Origin of the sequence: Aeromicrobium sp. IC_218 (assembly GCF_004336805.1) — a bacterium.
Lineage (GTDB): Bacteria > Actinomycetota > Actinomycetes > Propionibacteriales > Nocardioidaceae > Aeromicrobium.
On record NZ_SJXM01000014.1, the window covers coordinates 49,967 to 75,174 of the forward strand.

Annotated in this window: 24 protein-coding genes and 1 pseudogene; 6 read left to right on the forward strand and 19 right to left on the reverse strand. The window is 73.2% G+C overall.

Annotated features, from left to right (window positions below; genetic code table 11):
- Positions 1-9 precede the first annotated feature (9 nt).
- Genes E0W78_RS14025 through E0W78_RS14045 form a run of 5 tightly spaced genes read right to left on the reverse strand, consistent with a single transcriptional unit; the run spans position 10 to position 5,708 of the window.
- Positions 10-729 carry a VOC family protein gene (locus E0W78_RS14025; protein WP_131404565.1) on the reverse strand — a complete coding sequence of 240 codons (720 nt, stop codon included), beginning with the start codon at positions 727-729 and terminating at the stop codon, positions 10-12.
- Positions 730-759: 30 nt separating this feature from the next.
- Complete coding sequence (locus tag E0W78_RS14030) at positions 760-1,317, reverse strand: GrpB family protein (RefSeq protein ID WP_131404566.1); 558 nt, start codon at positions 1,315-1,317, stop codon at positions 760-762.
- A complete protein-coding gene (locus E0W78_RS14035; RefSeq protein ID WP_131404567.1) occupies positions 1,314-3,551 on the reverse strand; it encodes a DUF3488 and transglutaminase-like domain-containing protein in 2,238 nt (745 codons plus the stop codon). The genes E0W78_RS14030 and E0W78_RS14035 overlap by 4 nt, the downstream gene beginning before the upstream one ends.
- Positions 3,538-4,782: a DUF58 domain-containing protein gene (locus tag E0W78_RS14040; protein WP_131404568.1), complete on the reverse strand. Its 1,245-nt coding sequence runs from the start codon at positions 4,780-4,782 to the stop codon at positions 3,538-3,540. The genes E0W78_RS14035 and E0W78_RS14040 overlap by 14 nt, the downstream gene beginning before the upstream one ends.
- The gene (locus E0W78_RS14045; RefSeq protein WP_131404569.1) at positions 4,779-5,708 is read right to left on the reverse strand and encodes a MoxR family ATPase; all 930 of its coding nucleotides are present in this window, start codon (positions 5,706-5,708) and stop codon (positions 4,779-4,781) included. The genes E0W78_RS14040 and E0W78_RS14045 overlap by 4 nt, the downstream gene beginning before the upstream one ends.
- 63 nt (positions 5,709-5,771) lie before the next feature.
- Here E0W78_RS14045 and E0W78_RS14050 point away from each other — a divergent pair, with 63 nt between their 5' ends.
- The gene (locus E0W78_RS14050) at positions 5,772-6,224 is read left to right on the forward strand and encodes an NAD(P)H-dependent oxidoreductase (protein WP_131404570.1); all 453 of its coding nucleotides are present in this window, start codon (positions 5,772-5,774) and stop codon (positions 6,222-6,224) included.
- Here the strand turns inward: E0W78_RS14050 and E0W78_RS14055 are convergent.
- Complete coding sequence (locus E0W78_RS14055; RefSeq protein WP_131404571.1) at positions 6,221-7,243, reverse strand: PHP domain-containing protein; 1,023 nt, start codon at positions 7,241-7,243, stop codon at positions 6,221-6,223. The genes E0W78_RS14050 and E0W78_RS14055 overlap by 4 nt on opposite strands.
- 106 nt (positions 7,244-7,349) lie before the next feature.
- Entirely contained in the window at positions 7,350-8,243 is an 894-nt protein-coding gene (locus tag E0W78_RS14060) for an NAD(P)/FAD-dependent oxidoreductase (RefSeq protein WP_131404572.1), read from the reverse strand.
- A gap of 36 nt (positions 8,244-8,279) precedes the next feature.
- Between E0W78_RS14060 and E0W78_RS14065 the strand changes: the two genes are divergently transcribed.
- Positions 8,280-8,693: a MerR family transcriptional regulator gene (locus E0W78_RS14065; protein WP_242686362.1), complete on the forward strand. Its 414-nt coding sequence runs from the start codon at positions 8,280-8,282 to the stop codon at positions 8,691-8,693.
- Between the two features lie 183 nt (positions 8,694-8,876).
- On the opposite strand, the gene era is transcribed toward E0W78_RS14065, so the two are convergent.
- The 8 genes from era to hrcA are packed head-to-tail and all read right to left on the reverse strand — an operon-like array spanning position 8,877 to position 15,509.
- The gene (gene era, locus E0W78_RS14070; RefSeq protein WP_131404573.1) at positions 8,877-9,797 is read right to left on the reverse strand and encodes a GTPase Era; all 921 of its coding nucleotides are present in this window, start codon (positions 9,795-9,797) and stop codon (positions 8,877-8,879) included.
- Positions 9,794-10,132 (reverse strand): cytidine deaminase, encoded by a 339-nt coding sequence (locus tag E0W78_RS14075; protein WP_131404574.1) that lies wholly within the window; start codon positions 10,130-10,132, stop codon positions 9,794-9,796. Before E0W78_RS14075 ends, era begins: the two co-directional genes overlap by 4 nt.
- A complete protein-coding gene (locus tag E0W78_RS14080; protein ID WP_131404575.1) occupies positions 10,116-11,423 on the reverse strand; it encodes a hemolysin family protein in 1,308 nt (435 codons plus the stop codon). Before E0W78_RS14080 ends, E0W78_RS14075 begins: the two co-directional genes overlap by 17 nt.
- Complete coding sequence (gene ybeY, locus E0W78_RS14085) at positions 11,420-11,899, reverse strand: rRNA maturation RNase YbeY (RefSeq protein WP_131404576.1); 480 nt, start codon at positions 11,897-11,899, stop codon at positions 11,420-11,422. The genes E0W78_RS14080 and ybeY overlap by 4 nt, the downstream gene beginning before the upstream one ends.
- On the reverse strand, positions 11,877-12,860 hold the full coding sequence (locus E0W78_RS14090) for a PhoH family protein (protein WP_131404577.1): 984 nt from the start codon (positions 12,858-12,860) through the stop codon (positions 11,877-11,879). Before E0W78_RS14090 ends, ybeY begins: the two co-directional genes overlap by 23 nt.
- A gap of 55 nt (positions 12,861-12,915) precedes the next feature.
- Positions 12,916-13,257: an HIT domain-containing protein gene (locus tag E0W78_RS14095; protein ID WP_131404578.1), complete on the reverse strand. Its 342-nt coding sequence runs from the start codon at positions 13,255-13,257 to the stop codon at positions 12,916-12,918.
- A gap of 32 nt (positions 13,258-13,289) precedes the next feature.
- Positions 13,290-14,447: a molecular chaperone DnaJ gene (gene dnaJ, locus E0W78_RS14100; protein ID WP_131404579.1), complete on the reverse strand. Its 1,158-nt coding sequence runs from the start codon at positions 14,445-14,447 to the stop codon at positions 13,290-13,292.
- A 39-nt stretch (positions 14,448-14,486) separates the two neighbouring features.
- The gene (hrcA, locus tag E0W78_RS14105; RefSeq protein ID WP_131404580.1) at positions 14,487-15,509 is read right to left on the reverse strand and encodes a heat-inducible transcriptional repressor HrcA; all 1,023 of its coding nucleotides are present in this window, start codon (positions 15,507-15,509) and stop codon (positions 14,487-14,489) included.
- A gap of 73 nt (positions 15,510-15,582) precedes the next feature.
- Here hrcA and E0W78_RS14110 point away from each other — a divergent pair, with 73 nt between their 5' ends.
- Entirely contained in the window at positions 15,583-16,017 is a 435-nt protein-coding gene (locus E0W78_RS14110; RefSeq protein ID WP_131404581.1) for a hypothetical protein, read from the forward strand.
- Positions 16,010-16,840, forward strand: a complete 831-nt coding sequence (locus tag E0W78_RS14115) for a DUF3097 domain-containing protein (protein WP_131404582.1) — start codon at positions 16,010-16,012, stop codon at positions 16,838-16,840. The genes E0W78_RS14110 and E0W78_RS14115 overlap by 8 nt, the downstream gene beginning before the upstream one ends.
- 12 nt (positions 16,841-16,852) lie before the next feature.
- On the opposite strand, the gene E0W78_RS14120 is transcribed toward E0W78_RS14115, so the two are convergent.
- From E0W78_RS14120 to lepA, 4 genes are all read right to left on the reverse strand, one after another.
- Complete coding sequence (locus E0W78_RS14120; RefSeq protein ID WP_165570519.1) at positions 16,853-18,361, reverse strand: GDSL-type esterase/lipase family protein; 1,509 nt, start codon at positions 18,359-18,361, stop codon at positions 16,853-16,855.
- Between the two features lie 69 nt (positions 18,362-18,430).
- Positions 18,431-19,561, reverse strand: coding sequence for a radical SAM family heme chaperone HemW (gene hemW, locus E0W78_RS14125; RefSeq protein WP_131404584.1), 1,131 nt, complete (start codon positions 19,559-19,561; stop codon positions 18,431-18,433).
- Between the two features lie 91 nt (positions 19,562-19,652).
- Positions 19,653-21,491, reverse strand: coding sequence for a long-chain fatty acid--CoA ligase (locus E0W78_RS14130; protein WP_131404585.1), 1,839 nt, complete (start codon positions 21,489-21,491; stop codon positions 19,653-19,655).
- A 152-nt stretch (positions 21,492-21,643) separates the two neighbouring features.
- Entirely contained in the window at positions 21,644-23,509 is a 1,866-nt protein-coding gene (lepA, locus tag E0W78_RS14135) for a translation elongation factor 4 (protein WP_131404586.1), read from the reverse strand.
- Between the two features lie 147 nt (positions 23,510-23,656).
- Between lepA and rpsT the strand changes: the two genes are divergently transcribed.
- Together rpsT and E0W78_RS14145 are read left to right on the forward strand one after the other, a co-directional pair.
- Positions 23,657-23,917 carry a 30S ribosomal protein S20 gene (rpsT, locus tag E0W78_RS14140; RefSeq protein WP_019146126.1) on the forward strand — a complete coding sequence of 87 codons (261 nt, stop codon included), beginning with the start codon at positions 23,657-23,659 and terminating at the stop codon, positions 23,915-23,917.
- Between the two features lie 129 nt (positions 23,918-24,046).
- Positions 24,047-25,208, forward strand: a pseudogene (locus E0W78_RS14145) (hypothetical protein); the annotation flags it as partial.

The window sequence follows — 25,208 nt, forward strand, 5'->3', positions numbered from 1 at the left end:
CCCGACCGCCTAGGCGGGAGCCGGCAGCAGGCACACCTCGTTGCCCGACGGGTCGGCGAACAGCCGCCACGGGAGCCCCTCGGCGAGCGGGGCCAGCGCCCGGCCACCGCGGGCGACGATGCCGGCGGCGACCTCGTCGGGGTCGTCGTCGGCGTCGAGCCGGACGTCCAGGTGCAGCCGGTTCTTGGCCGGCCCCTTCGGCCCGCGCTCGGGGCACAGCTCGAGCAGGGGCCCGAGGCCCGACGGGTGCTGCAGCGTCCGCGGCGCGAGGCCCGGGACGTCGGCCCAGCCGGTCAGCCATCCCCAGAACGCGGCGTCGCGGTCGGGGTCGGCCGAGTCCAGCGGCAGCGCGGACACCGGCCCGCTCACGGCGTCCACGGCCCGCTCCTCCAGGACGCAGAACGGGTTGCCCTCGGGGTCGGCCAGCACGATCCAGGGCACGTCGCCCTGGCCGACGTCCAGGTGCCGTGCGCCGAGCGCGAGCAGGCGCTCGACCACCGCCTCCTGCTCGAGGCCCCCGCGCAGGTCCAGGTGCAGCCGTGGCGACGGCGTCGGGGTACCGGCGACGGGCTGGAAGCAGACGTCGAGCACCGGGCCGCCGGGCACGGCGACCCGCGTCTCGAAGCCGTCGGCCCCGTCGGTCAGGCGCTCGCCGCCGAGCGCGGCCTCCCAGAACCGGCCCAGCCGGGCGGGATCGGCGGCGTCCACGACGAGGTTCTCCAGGTGCACGGCGCCCACCGTGGGCGAGCCGGGGCGCAGCTAGAAGGTGGCGAGCGCCCAGGCCTCGGCCCGCGAGGTCGCCTCGGCGACGAACGCCGTCTTGGCCTGCGCGTAGTCGTTCATGTCGGCCCACTCACGCTGCGCCAGGTCGCGCTTGAGCTGCTCGTACGCCCGCCGGTCGGTGGCGTCCAGCCGCAGCCAGTCGCGGAAGACGAGGTGGCGGTAGGCCCAGTCGCTGCCGGCCTCGCAGACGTGGAGGTGGACGTCGCGCTCGGGCGTGCGCAGCATCCGGTGGCCCTCCTCGCGGACCCGCATCTCGTAGCCCGCGCGCAGCAGCGGCGGGACGTACGCGAACTCGTCCTCGGGGTCGCGCACCTGCACCAGCACGTCCACGACCGGCTTGGCGGCGAGGCCGGGGACGCTCGTCGAGCCGATGTGGTCGACGCGGCGGGCGCGAGGTCCGAGGGCGCGCTGGATGCGCTCGGCGTGCTCGCGGAAGCGCACGGGCCAGTGGTGGTCGTAGTCGACGATCTCGATGCGGCGGCGCTCACGGCCGCCGATCAGCACGCCTGGTCGGATGACGTCCCCCGAAGTCATGCGTCCAGTCTCGCACCGGGCCGGTCGTCGTCGGACACCCGAGGTGCGGTGTCTCGCCGTCCGGTCAGCGAGCGCGGGAGCAGGGCGGCCCGCCAGCGGCCCGCGCGCCCGGCGCCGGCGCGCAGGCCGGCGAGGGCGGTCTCGAGGTCGGCGCGGGCGTCGGGACCCGCCTCCTGCGTGGGCGGCCCGAACCGCTCGCGCTCGTAGGCGCGCAGCAGCCGGTCGACCGCGTCCGCGTCGCTGCCCGGCGCGGCGGCGAGGGTCGCCGCCTCCTCCCGCGGCGTGGCTCCGGGCGGGGCCGGCAGGCCGAGGTCGTACGCGGTGTCGAGCAGCTCCTCCCAGGCGGGTGCGACCGCGTGCTCGGCGGCGCGCAGGCGCAACCGGCGGCGCACCTCGCGCACGGCGGCGGGGACCCCGAGGACGACGAGCAGCGCGACCAACGCGCCGAGCAGCGGGCCGAACGACGTCTGCGGCTCGTCCTGCCGCTGGGCCTGGGGCGACTGGTCGGCCTCGTCGGGGCGGGCCTGCGGCGTCTCGGTGGGCGTGGTGGGCTCCGGCGTCGCCGAGTCCTCCGTCGTCTCCCCCGCCTCCTGGTCCTCGGCCAGGTCGGTGGCCGAGCCGATGCCCGGCGTGGGGTCGAAGCCGATCCAGCCGACGTCCTCGAAGTACAGCTCGGGCCAGGCGTGCAGCGTGTCGGACGTGTTGCGGAACACCGCCCGGTCGTCGTCGTCCGTGCCGATGCGCTCGCCCGGCGCGAACCCGACGACCACGCGCGAGGGGATGCCGAGGTCGCGCGCCATCACGGCCATCGACGAGGCGAAGTGGACGCAGTAGCCGGACCTGGCCTCGAGGAACTCGGCGATGACGTCGACGCCGCTGCCGTCGTAGCCCTCCTCGACCGGGGCCGTCTCGGAGTACTCGAACGACCCGTCGCGGAAGTACGACTGCAGGGCGAGCGCCTTGTCGTAGTCGGTGCCGGCGCCGGCCGTCACGCGCCGCGCCTCCGACTCGATGACGTCGGGCAGGTCGGGCAGGTTCAGGTAGGGGCGCACGCCCAGACCCGACGGGTCGCCCGCGTCGCGGACCTCGTCCTCGGTGGGCGTGGACGGCCGCGACTCCACCGTGTACGTCTGGCCGTCGGTGGTCGAGCTGGCCGACGACATCGTGAGTCCTTGCTCGTCCAGGCTCCAGCTGCCCTCCAGGCCCTCGACGGTCTCGACCGGGTACGTGAGCGGCAGCCGGGACGAGTCGAGCTCCTGGATGCGGATGGACGTGCGCACCGGCTCGTCGTCGGGGTCGGCGTCGCGCGGCAGCTCGACGGCGCCGAACCGCGCGGACCGGCGCGACGGCGCCCAGGTCGAGCCGTCGAACTCGCGCAGCGTCGCGACGCGCAGGTACTGCGGGTCCTCGGACGTCGTGGAGTACTCCAGCGAGGTCACCGTGTCGCCGCGGCGCAGGTTGGAGCCGAGCTCGACCATCGGGTTGATGCCGCGCGAGAACACCTCCGGCGGCGCCCCGCCCCAGTCGGACGCGAGGGTGACCACGCGCGGCAGGGCGGTGGGCACCACGACGCTGAGCACGACCGCGCCCACACCGATGACCGTCGCCGGCACACGGTGGACGCCGAGCGGCGCCCCGCGGGCCGAGGCGACGTCCTCCAGCCGCAGGAGCAGCAGCCAGACGACGGCCACGAGCACGAAGATCGTCATGGACGGCTCGTCGCCGACGATGAGCGCCGGGCAGACGTACATGGCGACCATGACGACCCCGACGCCCACCGCGGACGTGAGCGAGACCAGCAGGGTGTCCAGCACGACGGCGAGCAGCCCGAAGGCCGCGGCGAGGACGAACGAGATCGGGGCGACCGGGTCGACCGGCGCCACCTCCTCGACGACCACGCGTCCGGCCCGGCGCCCGACGTCCAGCAGCTCGGGGATGCTCGAGGGCGTCGGCACGAAGCCGGCCAGCGTCGTCGACGGCGCGAACACCGCCACCAGGACGACGAACCAGACGACCAGGCCGACGACCATCCCCGGCAGGCGCACGGCCCGGCCGACCGCGGACCCCAGCAGGCTGGCGGCGACGACGCAGACCGAGGTCCACCACCAGGCCCAGCCCTCGACGACCATGCGGAAGCCGCTGAGCAGGGCCGCGATGGCGACGAGCAGCAGGGCGGTCTGCAGCCAGGGGGTGATGGACGCCGACCGCGGCGCCGGACGCTCAGCGCGCAGCACCGGCGGCCTCCACGTGCTCGTGCCACAGGGTGCGCAGGTCGTCCGAGGACCGGTACGGCACGCAGCGCCAGCCCCGGTCGTGCAGGACGCCGACCGCCGCCGCCGGCGACCCGTGGGCGACGAGCGCGACCGAGCGGCGTCCGGCCAGGCGGGCCCAGGTGCGGGCCGACCGCTCGTCGACCCGGCCGAGCACCGCGACGACCGGGACGTCGCCGGCGGCGCCGGTGAGCGGGGCGGTGTCGTCGGCGGGCTCGAGCAGGGCCAGGTCGACGAGGACGTCGCGGACGGTGTCCTGGCCCTCGCCGACGACCCGCTGCACCGGCGTGCCGGGGCTCTCGACGTGGACGACGTAGCCGCTGCCGGCCAGGTGCTCCACCAGGGACGCGCACGCCGAGATCGCCCACTCCAGCGTGGGCGAGTGCTCCCAGGAGCCCTGCCGGTCGCGCTGGGCGTCGTGGGCGGAGGCCGAGGCGTCCAGGACGACCAGGACGGACGGGTTCACGCGCTGCTCCTCCTGGCGCACCATGAGCTGGCCGCGGTGCGCGGTGGCCTTCCAGTGCAGCCGGCGCACCTCGTCGCCGGGCACGTACGGCCGGGCGATGACGTCGTCCTCCCCCACGCCGACGTGCTGCGGGGCGGGCATCGTGGCGCCGCTCTCGGCGCGTCCGGCCCGGTCGTCGTCGCCGAGCGCGTGGCGCCGGGGCAGGACGACGACGTGGTCGACGTGGGTGGTGCTGCGGTGGCGGGTGACCAGGCCGAACGGGTCGCCCGCCTCGAGCGCGAGCGGACCGACGGCGTGACGACCGCGCCGCGTGCCGCGCAGCGCGTACCGGACCTGCACCTGACGGGACGAGCCGCCCAGCGCGTCCAGGACGCCGTGCACGTCGGCCACGAGCGACGAGCCGACCCGGTCGGTCCAGCGCACGTGGAGGCTGGGCAGGACGGCGGTGCTGCGCACGGCCAGGGTGACCACGACCGGCTCGCCCGGGTCGGCGACCTCGGGACGGAACGAGCGGGTCACGGCGACCCGGGCGTGGCCGGCCGCGACGTGCACGGCGGCGCAGACGACGAGCGCCACGAGCAGGACGCCCACGTGGACGAAGGGACCGACGTCGGCGCGGGCGCCCACGACGGGCAGGGCGAGCCCCGCGGCCAGGAAGCCGAGCCCGCGGCGGGTCAGCCGGTAGGTGCCGAGCACGTCGCGCAGGCGACGGACCCGCTGCCGGATCACGAGGTCCGCCGGGCCCCGGACGGGACGGGCGTGGCGGCGACCAGGCGGTCGACGACCTCGGTGGCGGTCGCCCCGCCGCGGCGCACCTGCAGCCGGTGGGCGAGCACCGGCACGGCGAGCGCGTCGACGTCGTCGGGCAGCACGAAGTCGCGGCCCTGGACGTACGCCCGAGCCTTGGCCGCGCGGGCGAGCTGCAGGGTGGCGCGCGGGCTGGCGCCGAGCCGCAGGTCGGCGTCCTCGCGGGTGCCGCGCACCAGGTCGACGACGTAGCGCTCCACCGGCTCGGACAGGTAGACCCCGCGGGCCTCGGCGATCATGCGGTGGACGTCCTCGACCGTGGCGACCGGGACGAGCGCGTCGAGCGGGTTGGCCGCGTCGCGGTCGCGCAGCATCGCGAGCTCGGCGTCGACGTCGGGGTAGCCGAGCGAGATCTGCGCCATGAACCGGTCGCGCTGGGCCTCGGGCAGCGAGTAGGTGCCCTCCATGTCGACCGGGTTCTGCGTGGCGACGACGAAGAACGGGCTGCCCAGCTGGTGGGTGGTGCCGTCGACCGTCACCTGGCGCTCCTCCATCGCCTCGAGCAGCGCCGACTGCGTCTTGGGCGAGGCGCGGTTGATCTCGTCGCCGATGAGGATGTTGGTGAACACGGCGCCGGGCTTGAACTCGAACTCGCCCGCGCTCTGGTTGAAGGCCGAGACGCCGGTGACGTCGGAGGGCACGAGGTCGGGCGTGAACTGGATGCGGCGCACCGAGCAGCCGATCGAGCGGGCGAGCGACTTGGCCAGGACGGTCTTGCCGACGCCGGGCACGTCCTCGAGCAGCAGGTGCCCCTCGGCGACCAGCACCACCAGCGCGGTCTCCACCGCCTCGGGCTTGCCGTCGACCACGCTGGACACGTTGGCCAGGATGCGCTCCGTCACCGCCATGCCGAATCCTAACCACACGGTGACAACCCGCTCGCGGCGAACGAGCGGGCTAGCGTGGGCCCCATGGCCCGCCTGCTCGTCGTCCACCACTCCCCCACGCCGCGCGTGCGCGAGCTGACCGACGCGGTGCTGGCCGGTGCCGGCGACGACGCGATCGAGGGTGTCGAGGTCGTGGAGCGCCCGGCGCTCGAGGCGACGGCCGACGACGTCCTCGCCGCCGACGGCTACGTGCTGCTGACGCCGGCGAACTTCGGCTACCTCTCCGGTGCCCTGAAGCACTTCTTCGACACCACCTACGACGCCGCGCGCGAGCCCACCGCCGGACGTCCCTTCGGGTACGCCATCCACGGCAGCACCGACACGTCCGGGGCGGAGCGGGCGATGGTCGCGATCACCACCGGCCTGGGCTGGCGGCTGGCCGCGGAGCCGCTCACCATGCTCGGCGAGCTGGACGACGACCACCGCGAGCGGGCCTACGAGCTCGGCGGCACGGTGGCCGCGCTCGTGGCCGGCTAGCCCTTCTTGCGCCGGGTCCAGGCGAGCAGCTCGTCCTTCGGCCACGTGGTGACGATGCGCTCGGCGGGGATGCCGTGCGCGGCGGCGCGCTCGGCGCCGTAGTCGAGGAAGTCCAGCTGACCCGGCGCGTGGGCGTCGGTGTCGATCGAGAACAGGCAGCCGGCCTCGACCGCGAGCTCGATGAGGTCGTCGGGCGGGTCCTGGCGCTCGGGACGGCTGTTGATCTCGACCGCGACGTCGAGCTGCGCGCACGCCTCGAAGACGATCTCGGCGTCGAAGGCCGACTGCGGACGGGTGCCGCGACTGCCCTCGACAAGACGGCCGGTGCAGTGGCCCAGGACGTTCGTGCGCGGATTGGCGATGGCCCCCACCATGCGCCGGGTCATGGCGTCGTGGTCCATGCGCAGCTTGGAGTGGACGCTGGCGACGACGACGTCGAGCCGGTCGAGCATCGCCGGGGTCTGGTCGAGGGAGCCGTCGTCGAGGATGTCGACCTCGATGCCCGTGAGCAGCGTGAAGTCGTCCCAGCCGTCGTTGAGCTCGGCCACCACGTCCAGCTGCTCCGCCAGCCGTTCGGCGCTCAGCCCGTTGGCGACGGTCAGCCGCGGCGAGTGATCGGTGAGCGCCTGGTACTCGCGACCGCGCTCACGGGCCACGCGGGCCATCTCGGCGATCGGCGACCCGCCGTCGGACCAGTCCGAGTGGCTGTGCAGGTCGCCGCGCAGCAGCGCCCGCAGCTCGGCCCCGCCCTCGGCCAGGGGCCCGTCGCCTCGCTCCCGCAGGTCGGCGAGGTAGTCGGGAACCTCCCCGGCGAGCGCCTGCTCCACGACGGCGAGCGTCTTCGGCCCCAGGCCCTTCACCTTCCCCAGCGTGCCGGCGCTCGCGCGCTCGACGACCTGGTCGGGCCCGAGGTCGTCCAGCGCGGCGGCGGCCTTGCGGAACGCCTCGACCCGGTAGGTCTTGGCCCGCTCCCGCTCGAGCCAGAAGCCGACTTCCTTGAGCGCGTCCACCGGATCCATGGCGCCCATCGTCGCGGAGCGGTGCGACAGCGTCCACCGGAGCCGACCGGCGGTGAGCCTGCGTCCACCGGACGGTCCCGGGTGGACGCAGGACCACCGCCACCGGTCAGAGCAGGCTCTGGACGCAGGCCGCGCCGGCCTTGAGCCCGGACGCCGCGGCGACGAGCACGGCGGCCATCGCCATGGGCAGGGTCGCCTCGTGGGCCATGTCGCCCGCGGCGAAGACCCCCTCCGCGCTGGTGCGTCCCATCGGGTCGACCTCGACGCCGCCGGAGGGCAGGGTGGTCAGGCCGAGCTGCGCGGCGAACGGCGCGGCCTGGGTGCTGGTCGGGCCGACGAACAGGCCGCCGAGCGCCACCGGCTCGCCCTCGACGACGGCGACGAGGCCGTCAGCGGAACGCTCGACCCGGTCGACCTTGCCGGCGACGAGGGACGCCCCACGCTCGGCGAGCGAGGCGGCCACCGCCGGGTCGACCGGCTCGTCGTCGTCCAGCACGACCAGGGACGCGGCGACCGGGCCCATCATCGCGACCAGGTGGCCGGCTCGCTCGGCGCCGAGGACGCCCACGACGCGTCCGGCCATCTCGTGCCCGTGGCAGAACGGGCAGTGGGCCACGAGGTCGCCCTCGTGCCACAGCTCGGCCAGCCCGGGCACGTCCGGCACCTCGTCGCGCAGGCCGGTGGCCAGCACGATCCGGCGGGCCTGCTCGACCGAGCCGTCGGCGAGCCGCACGGAGAAGTCGTCCGTGCTGCCCGACACCTGGTCGGCGGAGGCGTCGCGCACCTCGACGGTGTCGTAGGCCTCGAGGTCGGCGCGAGCCGCGTGGCGCAGCTCGGCCGGCGGGGTGCCGTCCTGGGCGAGGAAGTTGTGCATGTGGTCGGCCGGGTCGTTGCGGTACCGGCCGGCGTCCAGCAGCAGCACCGAGCGGTGCAGCCGACCGAGGGTGAGCGCGGCCTGCAGGCCCGCGGGTCCGCCGCCGAGGATGATGACGTCGCGCATGGGAGGTCCTTCCTGAGAATCGTTGTCAGGAAGAGCGTGTATGTTCACGTCGACATGAAGTCAACTCTCTCGATCGGCGACCTCGCCGCCCGCTTCGCCCTCGCCACGCACGTCCTGCGCCACTGGGAGGACGTCGGCCTGCTGCGCCCGGCCCGTGACGCCGGAGGCCGGCGCGTCTACGGCGACGACGACGTCGTCCGGGTCGCGGTGATCGTGCGCAGCAAGGCGGCCGGCATGAGCCTGGAGCAGATCGCGGTGCTGCTCGACCAGGAGGCGCGCGACCGGCACGTCGTGCTCGAGGAGCACGTCGCCGAGCTGGACCGGCGCATGGCCGAGATGGCGCTCTCGCGCGAGATGACCCTGCACGCCCTGCACTGCGAGGCGCACGACATCACCCGATGCCCGAACTTCCGCTCGCACCTGGACGACCTGCTCGCCCGCACGTCCTAGACGTGCCGTGGTCGGTGAGCCCGGGGCGTCCCGCGTTGGGTGGGGTCCGGTTGTCGGTTTACCACGTAGACTAGGTAGACCGACGAAGGCCAGGAAAGCTTCCCTGGCGGACGTCGGGAAACCTGGCGGACGTCGGTCTACCACGCAGACCAGGTAAACCGAGGGCCGAGGAGCGACAGACCCTCAGAAGCCGAGCTTGCGGAGCTGCTTGGGGTCGCGCTGCCACTCCTTGGCGACCTTGACGTGCAGGTCGAGGAAGACCGGGGTGCCGAGCAGCTTCTCGATCTGGCCGCGCGAGCTGGCGCCGATCTCGCGGAGCCGGGTGCCCTTGTGGCCGATGATGATGCCCTTCTGGCTGTCCCGCTCCACGTAGACGTCCACCCGGACGTCGACGAGCGGCTTGTCGGCCGGGCGGTCCTCACGCGGCACCATCTCGTCGACCACGACGGCCAGCGAGTGCGGCAGCTCGTCGCGCACGCCCTCGAGCGCGGCCTCGCGGATGATCTCCGCGACCAGCGTCTCCTCCGGCTCGTCGGTGAGCTGGCCCTCGGGGTACAGCGCGGGGCCCTCGGGCAGCGTGGCGACGAGGAGGTCGGTCAGCAGCTCGACCTGCTCGCCGGCCACCGCCGACACCGGGACGATCTCGTGCCAGCGCAGGCCGGCCTCCTCGCCGGCGCGCTGGATGGCCTGCAGGTGCTCGGCGAGCCGGTTCGGCGAGACGAGGTCGGTCTTCGTCGCCACCGCGAGCACCGGCTTCTTGCGGCCGAGCGCGGCGAGCTCCTTGACCAGGTACTTGTCGCCGGGGCCGACGCGCTGGTCGGACGGGAAGCACATGGCGATCGTGTCGACCTCGGCCCACGTCGTGCGCACGAGGTCGTTGAGCCGCTCGCCCAGGACGTTGCGCGGACGGTGCAGACCGGGGGTGTCGACGAGCACGAGCTGAGCGTCCTCGCGGTGCACCAGCCCGCGGATGACGTGGCGCGTGGTCTGCGGGCGCGAGGACGTGATGGCGATCTTCTCGCCCACCAGCGCGTTGGTCAGCGTGGACTTGCCCGCGTTGGGACGTCCGACGAAGCAGGCGAAGCCCGAGCGGAAGCCGGTCACGAGGCCAGCTCCGCGACGAGGCTGCCGGAGGCGTCGGCCACGTAGACCGGGACGCCCTCGCCGCCGAGGTCGGCGACCACGTCGGTGTCGACCGGCTCGTCGGGCTCGTAGTCGCGCACGACCGCGGCGGCCTCGAGCCTCTTCGCGCCGGACGAGGCGGCCATGGCGACCGCGAGCGGCAGGGCGTCGAGCTGCAGCGAGGGCAGGTCGACGTTCACCGCCACGTAGGTGCGGCCGTCCTGGTCGCGCACCGCGGCCCCCTCGATGGTGCTGGTGCGGGCACGAGCGGCCTTGGCCAGCGTGACGAGCTTGGCGTCCTCAGGGGCGAGTTCCATGGTCCAACGCTACCGAGTCCTCGTCCGGCTCGACCGGCTCGGCCCTGCTGATGAGCACGCGACCGATGCGGTTGCGGCGTCCGGAGGGTGCCTCGGCCACGAACCGGAGGCCGTCGATGACGACCGCGCTGCCCGGGATCGGCACCTTGCCCAGGTGCTTGGCCATGAGTCCACCGACCGAGTCGACGTCCTCGTCGTCGATCTCGACCTCGAACAGCTCGTCGAGGTCGTCGACCTCGTAGCGGGCGCTGACCCGCACCGAGCCGTCGGCCAGGTGCTCGACGGCGTCGGGCTCGACGTCGTACTCGTCAGTGATGTCGCCGACGATCTCCTCGAGGATGTCCTCGATCGTCACCATGCCGGCGGTGCCGCCGTACTCGTCGACCACGATCGCCACGTGGGTGCGCTTGAGCTGCATCTCCTTGAGCAGCTCGTCGGCGTGCTGGGTGTCGGGGACGAACAGGCACTCACGCGCCACGGAGTCGACCCTTTCGGTGCTCTCGGCGTCGCGGTTGTCGAACGTGCGCTTGGTGATGTCCTTGAGGTACGCCATGCCCACCACGTCGTCGAGGCTGTCGTCGACGACCGGGATGCGCGAGTAGCCGCTGCGCAGGGCCAGGCTCATCGCCTGGCGCAGCGTCTTGGTGCGCTCGATGAACACGACGTCCGTGCGCGGCACCATGACCTCCCGGGCCAGCGTGTCGCCGAGCTCGAAGACCGAGTGGATCATGCGCGACTCGGACGACTCGATGACGCTCGTGGCCGCCGCCAGGTCGACGAGCTCGCGCACCTCGACCTCGGACGCGAACGGGCCCTCGCTGAAGCCGCGGCCGGGCGTGAGCGCGTTGCCGATGAGGATGAGCAGCTGCGGCAGCGGTCCGAGCAGCGTGCGGACGCCCCGGACGGGTGCGGCGGCCGCCAGCGCGATGCGCTCGGAGTGCTGTCGTCCGACGGTGCGCGGGCCGACGCCGATGAGCACGTAGCTGACCAGCACCATGATGCCGGTGGCCACGAGCAGCGGCTGCCAGAGCCCGTCGACCGCGTCGCCGACCAGCAGCGCCACGATGACCACCGCGGCGGTCTCGGCCAGCACCCGCAGCAGCAGGATCGTGTTGATGAAGGGTGCCGGGTCGTCGAGGATCACCAGCAGGTTCTTGGCCCCGCCACGTCCCTCGTCGTCGAGCTCCTCGGCCCGCGCCTTGGAGAACGCCGACAGCGCCGCGTCGACGCTGGCGAGCAGGCCCGCGAACGCGGCGAGCGCGACCGCGGCGACGAGCAGCGGCACGTTCACTCGGGGTCCACTCCCTCGGCGGCCCGCTGCCACTCCAGCAGCAGCCGGCCCTGGACGCCGAACATCTCGCGGTGCTCCTCGGGGTCGACGTGGTCGTAGCCGAGCAGGTGCAGCACGCCGTGGACGAGCAGCAGCTCCATCTCGTCCTGCGGGGTGTGCCCGGCGGCCGGCGCCTGCTGCGCCGCGACCTGGGGGCACAGGGCGATGTCGCCGAGGTAGCCCTCGTCGTTGTCCTCGGGACGGGTGTCCTCGCGCCCGGGGCTCAGCTCGTCCATGGGGAACGACAGGACGTCGGTCGGGCCCTTCTTGCCCATCCACTGCTCGTTGAGCAGCGCGATGGTGTCGGGCTCGACGAGCCGGACGGTCATCTCCGTGCCCGGGTGCAGGCGCATGCGGCGCATCACGAACCGGGCCAGGCGCGTCAGGTCGACGACGTCGGCGTCGGCACCGGACTCATTGAGTACGTCGACGTTCACCGGCACCTGCCTCGAAGTCGTCGTAGGCGGCCACGATCTTGCCGACCAGGCGGTGCCGGACGACGTCCTGGGAGTCGAGGTAGGAGAAGTGCACGTCCTTGACGTCGCCGAGGACGTCCTGGACGACGCGCAGGCCGCTGCGGCTGCCGCCGGGCAGGTCGACCTGCGTGACGTCGCCGGTGACGACCATCCGCGAGTTGAACCCCAGGCGGGTCAGGAACATCTTCATCTGCTCCTGGGTGGTGTTCTGCGCCTCGTCCAGGATGATGAACGCGTCGTTGAGGGTGCGCCCGCGCATGTACGCCAGCGGCGCGACCTCGATGGTGCCGTTGGTGAGCAGCTTGGGGATGCTCTCGGGGTCGACCATGTCGTGCAGCGCGTCGTACAGCGGTCGCAGGTACGGGTCGATCTTCTCGCTCAGCGTGCCGGGCAGGTAGCCCAGGCGCTCGCCGGCCTCGACGGCCGGACGCGTGAGGATGATCCGGTTGACGTCCTTGCTCTGCAGCGCCTGGACGGCCTTGGCCATGGCCAGGTACGTCTTGCCGGTGCCGGCCGGACCGATGCCGAAGACGACGGTGTGCTTGTCGATCGCGTCGACGTAGCGCTTCTGGTTGAGGGTCTTGGGCCGGATCGTGCGTCCGCGGTTGGACAGGATGTTCAGGCTCAGGACCTCGGCCGGACGCTCCTCGGTCTCGGTGCGCAGCATGGCGATGCTGCGCTGGACCGACTCGCGCGACAAGGGCTGGCCGGTGCGCACGATGGCGACCAGCTCGTCCAGCAGGCGCTCGAGGAACGCGGCCTCGCTCGGGGTGCCGGTCACGGTGATCGTGTTGCCGCGGGCGTGGATGCCGGCGTCGACCTCGGACTCGATCACCCGCAGGTACTCGTCCGCGGGCCCGAACAGGGAGACCGTCGGGACGCTCGCGGGGATGGTGAAGGTGTGGGGCAGTGGTTCTGTCATAGGCGTCCCCAGTCTACGGGCGCGCCGGTCGCGCCGCGACGTCTCCGGGCCGGCGTCAGCGCGGCGGCCAGCCGAGCGGCTCGCCGGACAGCACGTGGCCGTGGCAGTGGAAGACCGTCTGGCCGGCGTCCGGGCCGGTGTTGAACACCAGCCGGAAGCTGCTGCTGCCCTCGGCCCGCGCCACCTCGGCGACGTCGACGAGCAGCGCGGCGGCGACGTCGGGACGCGCCGCGGCCAGGCTCGCAACGTCGGGGTGGTGCTCGCGCGGCACCACGAGCACGTGCGAGGCGGCCTGCGGGCTGATGTCGCGGAAGGCGACCGTGTGCTCGTTCTCGGCCACGACCTCGGCGGGCACGTCGCCGCTCACGATCTTGCAGAACAGGCAATCGTCGGACATGGACGCTCCTCTCGTCGCTCGCAGGCTACCGGTCAGCGGAACGCCTCGCGCAGGCGCTCGAAGACGCCGTGGCGTCCCGAGCCCATGCGTCCGGCCGGACGCTGCTCGCCGCGCAGCTCGGCCAGGCGGGCCAGCAGCTCGCGCTGCTCGTCGTCCAGCTTCTCGGGGGTCTCGACGACGACCTGCACGTGCAGGTCGCCGCGGCCGCCGCCGCGCAGGCGCGGCACGCCGAAGCCCTTGATCGTCACCGTCTCGCCGGACTGGGTGCCGGGCGGGACGTCCAGCGCGACGGACGTCTCGACGTCGTCGCCGGGCTCCTCGAGCTCGGCCTCCAGCGTCGGGATGTCGAGCTGGGCGCCGAGCGCGGCGGCGGTCATCGGGACGCTCACCTGGCAGTACAGGTGGTCGCGCTCGCGGGTGAAGAACTCGTGCTGGCGCACGGCGAGCTCGACGTACAGGTCGCCGGCCGGCCCGCCGCCGGGGCCGACCTCGCCCTCGCCGGACAGCTGGACCCGGGTGCCGTGGTCGACGCCCGCGGGGATCTTCACGCTGATCGTGCGGCGCGAGCGAACCCGGCCGTCGCCGCCGCACTCGGCGCACGGGTCGGGGATGACGGTGCCGTAGCCCTGGCAGGTCGGGCACGGGCGGGACGTGCGGATGTCGCCGAGCATCGAGCGCTGCACGTGCTGCACGGCGCCCTGGCCGTGGCAGGTGCCGCAGGTGACCGGCTCGCGGCCGTCGGCGGAGCCGTGGCCCTCGCACACCGAGCAGGTGACGGCCGTGTCGACCTTGAGCTCGTGGGTCAGGCCGAAGGCCGCGTCAGCCAGGTCGACGGTGAGCCGCACCAGGGCGTCCTGGCCGCGCTGACGACGCGGGCGCGGGCCGCGTCCGCCGCCGCCGTTGCCGCCGAAGAAGGCGTCCATGATGTCGTCGAAGCTGAAGCCCTGGGCTCCCCCGCCGCCGAACCCGCCGCCGCCCATGGGGTTGCCGCCGCGGTCGTACGTCGCCCGCTTCTGCGGGTCGGACAGCACCTCGTACGCGGTGCCGATGTCCTTGAACGTGTCGGCCGCGTCGGGGCTGTCGTTGACGTCGGGGTGGTACTGGCGCGCCATCTTGCGGTACGCCTTCTTGATGTCCGCGTCCGACGCGTCGCGGCTCACGCCGAGCAGGTCGTAGTAGTCCTGTGCCATGGGGTCCTCACTGGGTGTGCCGGGCGGGCCGGCAGGGGGTCAGCCGTCGGCGAGCAAGCGTCCGACGTAACGAGCGACGGCGCCCACCGAGGCGATGGTGCCGGGATAGTCCATGCGCATCGGCCCGAGGGTGCCGAGCGTGGCGAGCGCCTCGTCGGCGCTGCCGTAGGGGCTGGAGACGACGGCGCTGCTCGACAGGCCCTCCAGGCCCGTCTCGCTGCCGATGCGGACGCGCGGCAGCTCGCCGCCGGTCGCCTCGCCCAGCAGGCGCAGCAGCACGACGTGCTCCTCGAGCGCCTCGAGCACCGGCCGGATGGCCGAGTCGAAGTCGTGGCCGAATCGGGCCAGGTTGGCGGCGCCGCCGACGGCGAAGCGCTCGTCGGCCCGCTCGCTCGCGAACGCCTGGGACAGCGTGGTGACGATGCTGGTGACGATCGGCCGGTCGGCCGGCTCGAAGGTCTCGATCAGGTCGGCCAGCTGCAGCGACGCCTCGGGCAGCCGGCGGCCGACCGTGGCGGTGACGATGCGACCGCGCAGGTCCGACAGCAGCGTCTCCGACGGCGCCTCGGCGACCTCGACGATCCGCTGCTCGACGCGTCCGCTGCTGGTGATGACGACGAGCAGCACGCGGGCGGTGTCCAGCGGGACGAGCTCGACGTGGCGGACGGTCGAGCGGGTCAGCGACGGGTACTGGACGATCGCGACCTGGTTGGTCAGCTGGGCCAGGACGCGGACGCTGCGCTGCATGACGTCGTCGACGTCGACGGCGCCGCGCAGGAAGGTCTCGATCGCGCGGCGCTCGGGCGGCGACAGCGGCTTGACCGTGGCCAGCCGGTCGACGAACAGCCGGTACCCCTTGTCGGTGGGCACGCGGCCGGCGCTGGTGTGGGGCTGGTGGATGTAGCCCTCCTCCTCCAGCAGCGCCATGTCGTTGCGGATCGTGGCCGACGAGACGCCGAGCGCGTGGCGCTCGACCAGGGCGCGCGAGCCGACCGGCTCGTGCGTGGCGACGTAGTCCTCGACGATCGCCCGCAGGACGTCCCACTTGCGGTCCTCGCTCAAGGCTGGCTCCCCCTCCCGGGCGTCGGTGGCGTGTCTGCTGGCACTCGCGAGTGCCAAGTGCCAGTCTAGCGAGGTGCGCAGCGAGGGTCCCGTCATCGTGGTCGAGGACGCCGGTCAGCGCCTGGAGTACGAGCCGCGCCGCGTGACGCTCGACGGCCACGTCGTCGAGCACGAGTCGCGCGGCGGCACCCTGGTCTCGGCCTGGGCCGCCGGCGTGGGGTCGCTGTTCGTCGAGGTCGCCCACCTGGGCGACGGTCCGGTCGGCGGCGAGCTCGTCATGACCGTCACCGCGCCCGACGACCCCGCCGCTCCCCCGCGCGTGGCGCTGGGCGACCTGGCCCCGGCCGTCGTCCCCGAGCACGTGCCCGCCTCGTGGCCGGTGGCGCTCGACCTCGCGCTCGGCCTCGTCACCGACGAGACCGTCCTGCTCACCCCCGACGGACGTCCGCTGACGCGGGCCGACGTCGAGGACCTGCACCAACGACTCCTCGGGAAGATCCATGGCTGACCGCTACGGCAACGACGTCCTGTCCGGCGACTGGCGCAAGCCGAAGCGCGGGCGCACCGTCGAGCACCCGGCCGACGCCGGGCTCGTCGTCGAGGACGCCACCAGCGGCTTCTGCGGCGAGATCGTCAAGGTCGAGAACGGCCTGGTCGTCCTGGAGGACCGGCACCTCAAGCAGCGCGCGTTCCGGCTCGGCCCGGGCTTCCTGCTCGACGGGAAGCCCGTGTCCCTGCACGCGCCCGTGGTGGTGCAGAAGACCGGCGGACGCACCGCGTCCGGGTCGATCGCGGTGAAGGACGCCCGCGCCCGGGTCGCCCTGCCCAGCCGCATCTACGTCGAGGGCCGCCACGACGCCGAGCTCGTCGAGAAGATCTGGGGCGACGACCTGCGAGTCGAGGGCGTCGCGGTGGAGTACCTGGGCGGCATCGACGACCTGCCGGCCATCGTCCGCGACTTCCAGCCGACCAAGAGCCGCCGGCTCGGCGTGCTCGTCGACCACCTCGTGCCCGGCTCGAAGGAGTCGCGGCTCGCCGACCAGGTCAACGGCACGCCGCACGTGCTCGTCGTGGGCCACCCCTACGTCGACGTGTGGCAGGCCGTGCGGCCCGAGCGGCTGGGCATCGAGAAGTGGCCGGTCATCCCCCGCGGCACCGAGTGGAAGCACGGCATCTGCGAGGCGCTCGGCTGGCCGCACGCCGACCAGGCCGACATCGCCCGCGCCTGGAAGCGCATCCTCGGCACCGTGCGCAGCTACGCCGACCTCGAGCCGTCGCTGCTGGGCCGGGTCGAGGAGCTCATCGACTTCGTGACCGCCCCGACCCCCTGAGCGGGACGACGCTCAGCGTGCCAGGCGCAGCGTCCGGGTGCCGAGCCGCGCGGACCTGGATCCGTGCGTGCCCGGCGCGTTGATCGCCTCGACGACGACCTGCACCTTGCGGCCCGGACGCAGGCCGCGGGCCGTCCGGGCCGGCACCGTGGCCTTGACGGCGAACCGCTCGTACTGGCCGGCCACCACCCGGCGGGCCAGCACCGTGCCGCCCGTGCGGACGGTCACGCGCACGCCGGTGCGTCCGGTGGCCGCGTCGGGGTCGTAGGCCCACCCGGTCACGCTCACCGAGCGACGTCCGGCCCGGACGCCGGTGACGAGGCCGAGCGGCGTGCCGCGCGTCGCTCGCATGCGGACGTACGCGCGCGGCAGCGACGCCGGGCCGTAGGTCGTGCGCCGGCACACGCGGGTGGGGCCGGACTCGACGACGTGGACGTCCAGGCCGCCGCGTCCCAGCCCGCGCACGACGGCGACGTGCTCGCCCGAGCCCAGGCCGGCCCGCGGGCCGGACGGCCACCACGCGACGTCGCCCACCGCAGGCTCGGCGACGATCGACGCGCCGGCCGGGAGGGCCTGGTCCAGCCACGACCCGGGCCCGACGCGCAGCGGCGTCCGGCGGGCCCGCGCGAGCTGCGCGTTCACCAGCCCCGCGGCCCCGGCCCGGCCCCAGGTGACGGGGCGGGCGTCGGCCTGCTCGGCGACCGAGCAGGCCGTGCTGGCGCGCACCGACACCGGCCGGGTCACCGGGCGCGGCGTCGCGGCCAGTCCGGTGAGCGTCGCGGTGATGGTGGACCCCTCCGCGACCGCCTGGGCGAGACGCCGACCGCCGGCGTCGTTCGGGTGCGTCGTGTCGAGCAGCTCGGTCCGGCCCAGGTTCGGCACGGGCACGAACGTCAGCCCGTGCATCCGGGCGGCCGCCTCGATCTCGCGCTCCAGCCGGGTCCGGCTGAAGGCCTCGCTCGTCCCCCACGGCACGAGGACGTAGACCTGGGTGCGCGGCAGCCCGATCTCGTCGGCGAGGGTGGCGAGCTCGGCGTAGAAGGCGCGGATCCCGCGGCGCTGCTGGTCCGGGGACGCCGCGGTCCGCACCGTCCCGGAGCAGGTGGCGGTGTCGTTGCGGCCCCCGGCGACGACGAGCACCTGCGGTCGCGCCGCCCGCACCGCCGCGAGCCGCTGGCCGAACGTGGTGCCGTGGCACAGCGGGCGACCGTCGGAGGTCGTGCCGGCGCCGGGGTGGAGGTAGCCGCTGCCTCCCTCGGTCAGCGGCAGCATGGCCTGAGGATCGAGCCCGGCCAGCTCCGCCAGACGCCCCCACCAGACGACCGGACGCGTGGACGTCTCGCCGGTCGCGCCTCGGCGGTAGCGGTCCCGCGCGCCGACCGACGAGATGGAGTCGCCGATCACGACGACCGGCGTGCCGCTCGGGGCCTGCTCGGCCGCGTCGGCCCGAGCGGCCAGGGCCGGCAGCAGGCCGGCGACGACCGTCAGGACGAGGGCGGGGAGGACGAGGACACGACGCACCCGCCTACGTTCGGCACCGGGAGCCAGCGGGCCTACCCGTTTCGCCGGGATGTGACCGAGATCACGTCGTCAGACGAGCTCGCGGACGACCGCGTCGGCCAGCAGGCGGCCGTCGCGGGTCAGCACCAGGCGCTCGCCGGTGACGTCGACCAGGCCGCGGTCGCGCAGCCCCGCGACCCGCGCCCGGTGGCCGTCCGGGACGACGGACAGGTCCAGGCCCGTGCGCAGCCGCGACTCCAGCAGCACCCGCTCGAGCGTCCGGGTGTCGTCGTCGACCAGCTCGTGGTCCTTCTCGGGCGAGAGCCCGGCGTCGAGACGCTGCGCGTAGGCGGCCGGGTGCTTGACGTTCCACCAGCGGCGTCCGGCCACGTGCGAGTGGGCGCCGGGCCCGAACCCCCACCAGTCGTCGCTGCGCCAGTACAGGACGTTGTGCCGGCACTGGGCCGCCTCGTCGCGGGCCCAGTTCGACAGCTCGTACCAGGACAGGCCGGCCGCCTCGAACGCCTCGTCGGCCAGCACGTACTTGTCGGCCAGGTCGTCGTCGTCCGGTGCCGGCACCTCTCCGCGGGCGACCCGGCGGGCCAGGGCGGTGCCCTGCTCGACGATCAGCGCGTACGCGCTGACGTGGTCGGGCTCGAGCGAGACCGCGTGCTCGAGCGTTCGGCGCCAGTCGTCGACGCTCTCGCCGGGCGTGCCGTAGATCAGGTCGACGCTCACCTGCTCGAAGCCCGCCTCGCGGGCCCAGCGCACGGCGTCGGGCACCCGCAACGGATCGTGGGTGCGGTCCAGGACGCGCAGCACGTGCGGGACGGCCGACTGCACGCCGAAGGAGATGCGGGTGAAGCCGCCCTCGCGCAGCGCGGCCAGCGAGGCGGGCGTGACGCTGTCGGGGTTGGCCTCGGTCGTCACCTCCGCGCCCGGCGCCAGGCCGACCTGGTCGCGCAGGGCGGCCAGGACCCGCACCAGGTCGGCGGCCGGCAATTGGGTCGGGGTGCCGCCGCCGAAGAAGACGGTCTCGAACGGACGCTCCTGGCCCAGCACGCCGCGGGCGAGCTCGACCTCGCGCTCGACCGTCACGGCGTAGGACGCGCGCGTGGCGCCCTCGCCGAGCTCGTCGGACGTGTAGGTGTTGAAGTCGCAGTAGCCGCAGCGCACCGAGCAGAACGGGACGTGCACGTACGCGCCGAGGCTCCTGGTCACCGGCCCAGGGTACGGCGCTCCCCCACGTCCGGAGCACGCAGCGGCCCGGCCGCCCCCGAGGGGACGACCGGGCCGGCGAGGGTGCCGTGGACTAGGCGCTCGTGTAGAAGCCGTCCAGGATGTCGCGGTAGTTGTCCTCGACCACGCGGCGCTTGACCTTCATGCTCGGCGTGATCTCGCCGGACTCGATGCTCAGGTCGGCGGGCAGGATGGCCCACTTCTTGACCTGCTCCCAGCGGTTGAGCTTGGCGTTGAGCTCGGCGACGTACTTCTCCATCTCCGCGTGCATCTGCGGGGACGAGACGACCTCGGCGTAGGACTTGCCGGCCATGTCGTGGTGGGCCGCCCAGCCCTCGACCGCGTCGGGGTCGAGCGTGATGAGCGCGGAGACGAAGTTGCGCTCGTTGCCGTGGACCACCATCTGGCTGGCCAGCGGGCAGACGCCCTTGAACGTGCCCTCGACGATCGACGGCGCGACGTACTTGCCGCCGGAGGTCTTGAACAGGTCCTTCTTGCGGTCGGTGATGCGCAGGAAGCCGTCCTCGTCGAGCTCACCGATGTCGCCGGTGGCCAGCCAGCCGTCGGCGGTCACCGCGGACGCGCTCTCGCCCTCGAGGTTGTGGTAGCCGCGCATGACGTGCGGGCCCTTGATGAGCACCTCGCCGTCGGGCGCGATCTTGATCTCCGAGCCCGGCATCGGCAGGCCGACGGAGCCGATCTTGAAGTCGTCGGGGTGGTTGACCGTCGCGCCGGCCGAGCACTCGGTGAGGCCGTAGCCCTCGAGGATTAGCACGCCCGCGGCGTGGAACCACTCGGCGATGTCGCGGCTCAGCGACGCGGCGCCGGAGATGAAGAAGCGGACCCGGCCGCCGAAGCGGGCGCGGATCTTGCTGAACACCAGCTTGTCGGCCAGCGCGTGCTTGGCCTTGAGCCCGGCCGGGACCGGCTTGCCGGCGCGGACGAGGCGCGAGTGCTCCAGGCCGACGGCCTCGGCCCAGCGGAACAGCTTGAGCTTGACCCCGCCGTCCTCCTCCATCATGCCGACGATGCGGCCGTAGGCCTTCTCGAAGATGCGCGGCGCGGCGCCCATGAAGGTCGGCTTCACGACGGCCAGGTTCTCGATGATCTTGTCGACGCGGCCGTCGACGGCGGCGGCGAAGCCGATCTCGAGCTGGGTGGTCAGCAGCACCTTGCCGAACGAGTGGGCCATCGGCAGCCAGCGGTACTCCAGGTCGTCGGCCGAGAGGTAGCCGCCGGCGTTGATCGCGGCGCCCTCGAACGTCCAGCCGTCGTGCGACAGGCGCACGCCCTTGGGCCGGCCGGTGGTGCCGGAGGTGTAGATGAGCGTGGCGAGCGAGTCCGGCGACGTGGCCTCGATGCGCTTCTCGACGAGGTCGGGCTCCTGGGCCAGGCGCTCGGCGCCGAGCCGCTCGAGCTCGGCCAGGTCGATGACCCAGTCGCCGTCGGCGGTGCCGTCGAAGGTGATGACCTTGAAGACCTCGGGCAGCTCGGACTTCTTGGCCCGCAGCTTGGCGATCTGCTCGTCGTCCTCGGCGAAGACCACGCGGCTGCCGGAGTCGGCCAGGATGTACGCGACGTCGTCGGCGACGGTGGTCGGGTAGACCGTCGTGGTGGCCAGCGACGCGGAGTTCACGGCGAGGTCGGCGAAGACCCACTCGTAGCGCGTGTTGGAGGCGATGGCGACGCGGTCCTCGGGCTCCAGTCCCAGCGCCACCAGGCCGGCGGCGAGCTTGAACACGTGCTCCCCGGTCTCGGCCCAGGTCATCGAGTGCCAGTTCTCCTGGGCGTCCGGGAAGCGGTACGCCTCGCGGTTGCCGGACTCACGGACTCGGGCGAGGAACATCGCGCCCACGCTGCGGGCACGGTCCTGGACGATCTTGAGCTCCTGCGGGGAGGGCGTCCTGGTCATCGGGGTATCACCTCGGGGGTCGGCCAGTGTGGTGCGTGTCACCCTACTGATGCGTACGGTGCACGCGCAGCACATTCCCGCGCGTCTGGCCGCTCGATCCCGTCCCGTGTCCGCTGGGCCGCCGAGACGGTTGCGCACCCCGACCGAAGGGCCTACTTCGGGGTCGCGTCACCCGTCGACAGCGCGGCGATGAACGCCTCCTGGGGCACCTCCACGCGGCCGACCATCTTCATGCGCTTCTTGCCCTCCTTCTGCTTCTCGAGCAGCTTGCGCTTGCGGCTGATGTCGCCGCCGTAGCACTTGGCGAGGACGTCCTTGCGGATCGCCTTGATGTTCTCGCGGGCGATGATGCGCGCGCCGATGGCGGCCTGGATCGGCACCTCGAACTGCTGGCGCGGGATGAGCTCCTTGAGCTTGCCGGCCAGCGCGACGCCGTACGCGTAGGCGCTGTCGCGGTGGACGATGGCGCTGAAGGCGTCGACGACCTCGCCCTGCAGCAGGATGTCGACCTTCACCAGGTCGGCGGCCTGCTCGCCGGTGGGCTCGTAGTCCAGCGACGCGTAGCCCTTGGTGCGGCTCTTCAGCGCGTCGAAGAAGTCGAACATGATCTCGCCCATGGGCAGCGTGTACTTGATCTCGACGCGGTCCTCGGACAGGTAGTCCATGCCCAGCAGCTGGCCGCGGCGCGACTGGCACAGCTCCATGATCGTGCCGATGTAGTCGGTCGGCGTGAGGATCGTGGCCCGCGTGACCGGCTCGAAGACCTTGGCGATCTTGCCGTCGTTGGGGTACTCGCTGGGGTTGGTGACGGTGATCTCGCGGCCGTCCTCCATCTCCAGGCGGTAGACGACGTTGGGCGCGGTCGCGATGAGGTCGAGGTTGAACTCGCGCTCGAGCCGCTCGCGGATGATCTCCAGGTGCAGCAGGCCCAGGAAGCCGATGCGGAAGCCGAAGCCCAGGGCGCCGGACGACTCGGGCTCGTACACCAGCGCGGCGTCGTTGAGCTGCAGCTTGTCGAGCGCCTCGCGCAGGGTCGCGAAGTCGTCGCCGTCGATCGGGTAGAGCCCCGAGAACACCATCGGGTTGGGCGTCTTGTAGCCGCCCAGCGGCTCCTGCGCGGGCTTGGCGTGCGAGGTGACCGTGTCGCCGACGCGGCTCTGGCGCACCTCCTTCACGCCGGTGATGAGGTAGCCCACCTCACCGACGCCCAGGTCGGGCGACTTCACCGGCTCGGGGCTGATGACGCCGACCTCGAGCATCTCGTGCACGGCGTTGGTCGACATCATCTTGATCTTGTCGCGGTGCGAGAGCTTGCCGTCGACGACGCGGACGTACGTGACGACGCCGCGGTAGGTGTCGTAGACCGAGTCGAAGATCAGCGCGCGGGCCGGGGCGTCGGGGTCGCCCACGGGTGCCGGCACCTGCTCGACGATCGCGTTGAGCAGCGCCTCGACACCCTCGCCGGTCTTGGCCGAGACCCGCAGCACGTCGTCGGCCTCGCCGCCGATGATGCCGGCGATCTCCTCGGCGTACTTCTCCGGCTGCGCGCCGGGCAGGTCGATCTTGTTGAGCACCGGGATGATGTGCAGGTCCGCCTCCATCGCCAGGTACAGGTTGGCGAGGGTCTGGGCCTCGATGCCCTGCGCGGCGTCGACGAGCAGGATCGCGCCCTCGCAGGCCTCCAGCGAGCGGCTCACCTCGTAGGTGAAGTCGACGTGGCCGGGCGTGTCGATCATGTTGAGCACGTACGGGGTGCCGGCGTCGCCGCCGCTGGACTTGGTGAACGGCATGCGCACGGCCTGGCTCTTGATCGTGATGCCGCGCTCGCGCTCGATGTCCATGCGGTCCAGGTACTGGGCCCGCGCGGCGCGCTCGTCCACGACGCCGGTGATCTGCAGCATGCGGTCGGCCAGCGTCGACTTGCCGTGGTCGATGTGCGCGATGATGCAGAAGTTGCGCAGGACCGCCGGATCGGTGGAGCCGGGCTGCGGGACCTGGGGCGCGGAGGAGGCACTCATGATGTCCCCCATTGTTCCCTACGCGGCCGGGTGCTGCGGACGCCGTGCGGCCCGGGAGGATTTGGGCGTCCCGGCCGGCGCCTGATAGAGTCGACTGTCGCGCGTCAGCGCTACCCCTAACGTTTTCGAGAGAACAGGTTTGCCTCCGTGGCCAACATCAAGTCGCAGATCAAGCGCAACCGTCAGAACGAGCTGGCGCGCGAGCGCAACAAGTCCGTCCGCTCGGCGCTGAAGACCTCGATCCGCCGCTTCCAGGACGCCGTCGACGCCGGCAAGACCGACGAGGCGCAGGCCGCCGCCCGCGAGGTCGGCAAGAAGCTCGACAAGGCCGCCTCGAAGGGCGTCATCCACAAGAACCAGGCTGCGAACCGCAAGTCCTCGATCTTCAAGAAGGCCGCGTCGCTCTGACGCTCGCCTGACCCGCAAGGACGCCCCCGGACATCGTCCGGGGGCGTCCTTCGTCGTTCCGGGGGCTCAGGTCGGGAGGGCGGCGGCCGACGGTGTGGACGTACGACGTCCCGATCCTGGAGCTCTGCAGTGCGACGCAGCTGGCGCGCGGTCCCGACCGCCCTCGCCGTCGCCTTCGCGACCCTGGTGGCTCCCGCGGGCGCGACATCCGCGGACGAGCATGGCTCGGCGTGCGTCGCGCCGGCCCACGGCACCGGCGTCATGGTCGTGGGCGACTCGGTCGCCCACGGTTCGGCCGGCGACTGGACCTGGCGCTACCGGCTGTGGCAGCACCTGCGCGACGCCGGGGCCGACGTGGACATGGTCGGACCCCGCGACGACCTGGTCGAGCGCTTCCCGGGCGACGACGACCAGACGTACGCCGACCCCGGCTTCGACCGCGACCACGCCTCGACCTGGGGAGCTGCGCGTGCGCTCATGGTGCCGGGGACCGGCGCGCTCGTGGCCGCGTGCCGGCCGGACGTCGTCGTGGAGACGCTGGGCGTCAACGACCTGGCCTGGCTCCGCGTCGCGCCGCAGGACCTCGCGCGGCTCGCCGCCGACGGCGTCGCCCGGGCGCGCGCGGCGCGTCCCGACGTCGACGTCGTGCTCGGCCAGCTCCCGCAGCACTGGCTCCCCGGCGTCCCGGAGTACAACGCGCTGCTCGCCGCGCTCGAGGACGAGCTGAGCACCGAGTCGTCGCGCGTCGTCGTGGCGCGGGCTCCCGAGGACTTCGAGCTGGACGTCGACACCTACGACCTGGCGCACCCGTCCGCAACCGGGGAGGTGAAGATCGCGGCGTCCGTCGCCGACGCCCTCGCCGAGCTGGGTGTCGGCGCACCGTACCCGCGGCCGCTGCGGCCCGTCCCGCTCGGACCGCGCGGTGTCGCGACGCTGAGCGCCGAGCCGGGCGACGCCATGGCCGTGCTGCGCTGGGACCGGCCCGACGGGGCGACCGCCGAGCGGGTGTGGGTGCGCGACCTGACCGCGGGCACGGACTGGACGATGGCGGCCGACGTCGAGACCACCGGCACCTCGCTCACCGGGCTGGTGAACGGCCACGTGCACGAGGTGCGGCTGCAGTCACGCAAGGGCACGGCGGTGGCCGCGGACCGGTTCTCCGAGCCGGTCCGGGTCACGCCGACGGCGCCGGCTCCCCCGGACGATCCGCGGACGGACGGCCCGGGCACCACGCCGGTGACCCCGACGCCGACCACGCCACCTCCCACCGCTCCCCCGGCCACGGCGTCCC

What these genes read in the sequence shown, in the direction of transcription:
- E0W78_RS14045 (WP_131404569.1), bottom strand. Translation starts at nt 5,708, where the DNA reads ATGGCGGTGACGGAGCGCATCCTGGCCAACGTGTCCAGCGTGGTCGAC.
- E0W78_RS14075 (WP_131404574.1), bottom strand. Translation starts at nt 10,132, where the DNA reads ATGGAACTCGCCCCTGAGGACGCCAAGCTCGTCACGCTGGCCAAGGCC.
- E0W78_RS14115 (WP_131404582.1), top strand. Translation starts at nt 16,010, where the DNA reads ATGGCTGACCGCTACGGCAACGACGTCCTGTCCGGCGACTGGCGCAAG.
- E0W78_RS14055 (WP_131404571.1), bottom strand. Translation starts at nt 7,243, where the DNA reads ATGGATCCGGTGGACGCGCTCAAGGAAGTCGGCTTCTGGCTCGAGCGG.
- E0W78_RS14130 (WP_131404585.1), bottom strand. Translation starts at nt 21,491, where the DNA reads ATGACCAGGACGCCCTCCCCGCAGGAGCTCAAGATCGTCCAGGACCGT.
- E0W78_RS14095 (WP_131404578.1), bottom strand. Translation starts at nt 13,257, where the DNA reads ATGTCCGACGATTGCCTGTTCTGCAAGATCGTGAGCGGCGACGTGCCC.
- E0W78_RS14030 (WP_131404566.1), bottom strand. Translation starts at nt 1,317, where the DNA reads ATGACTTCGGGGGACGTCATCCGACCAGGCGTGCTGATCGGCGGCCGT.
- dnaJ (WP_131404579.1), bottom strand. Translation starts at nt 14,447, where the DNA reads ATGGCACAGGACTACTACGACCTGCTCGGCGTGAGCCGCGACGCGTCG.
- lepA (WP_131404586.1), bottom strand. Translation starts at nt 23,509, where the DNA reads ATGAGTGCCTCCTCCGCGCCCCAGGTCCCGCAGCCCGGCTCCACCGAT.
- E0W78_RS14090 (WP_131404577.1), bottom strand. Translation starts at nt 12,860, where the DNA reads ATGACAGAACCACTGCCCCACACCTTCACCATCCCCGCGAGCGTCCCG.
- E0W78_RS14060 (WP_131404572.1), bottom strand. Translation starts at nt 8,243, where the DNA reads ATGCGCGACGTCATCATCCTCGGCGGCGGACCCGCGGGCCTGCAGGCC.
- E0W78_RS14050 (WP_131404570.1), top strand. Translation starts at nt 5,772, where the DNA reads ATGGCCCGCCTGCTCGTCGTCCACCACTCCCCCACGCCGCGCGTGCGC.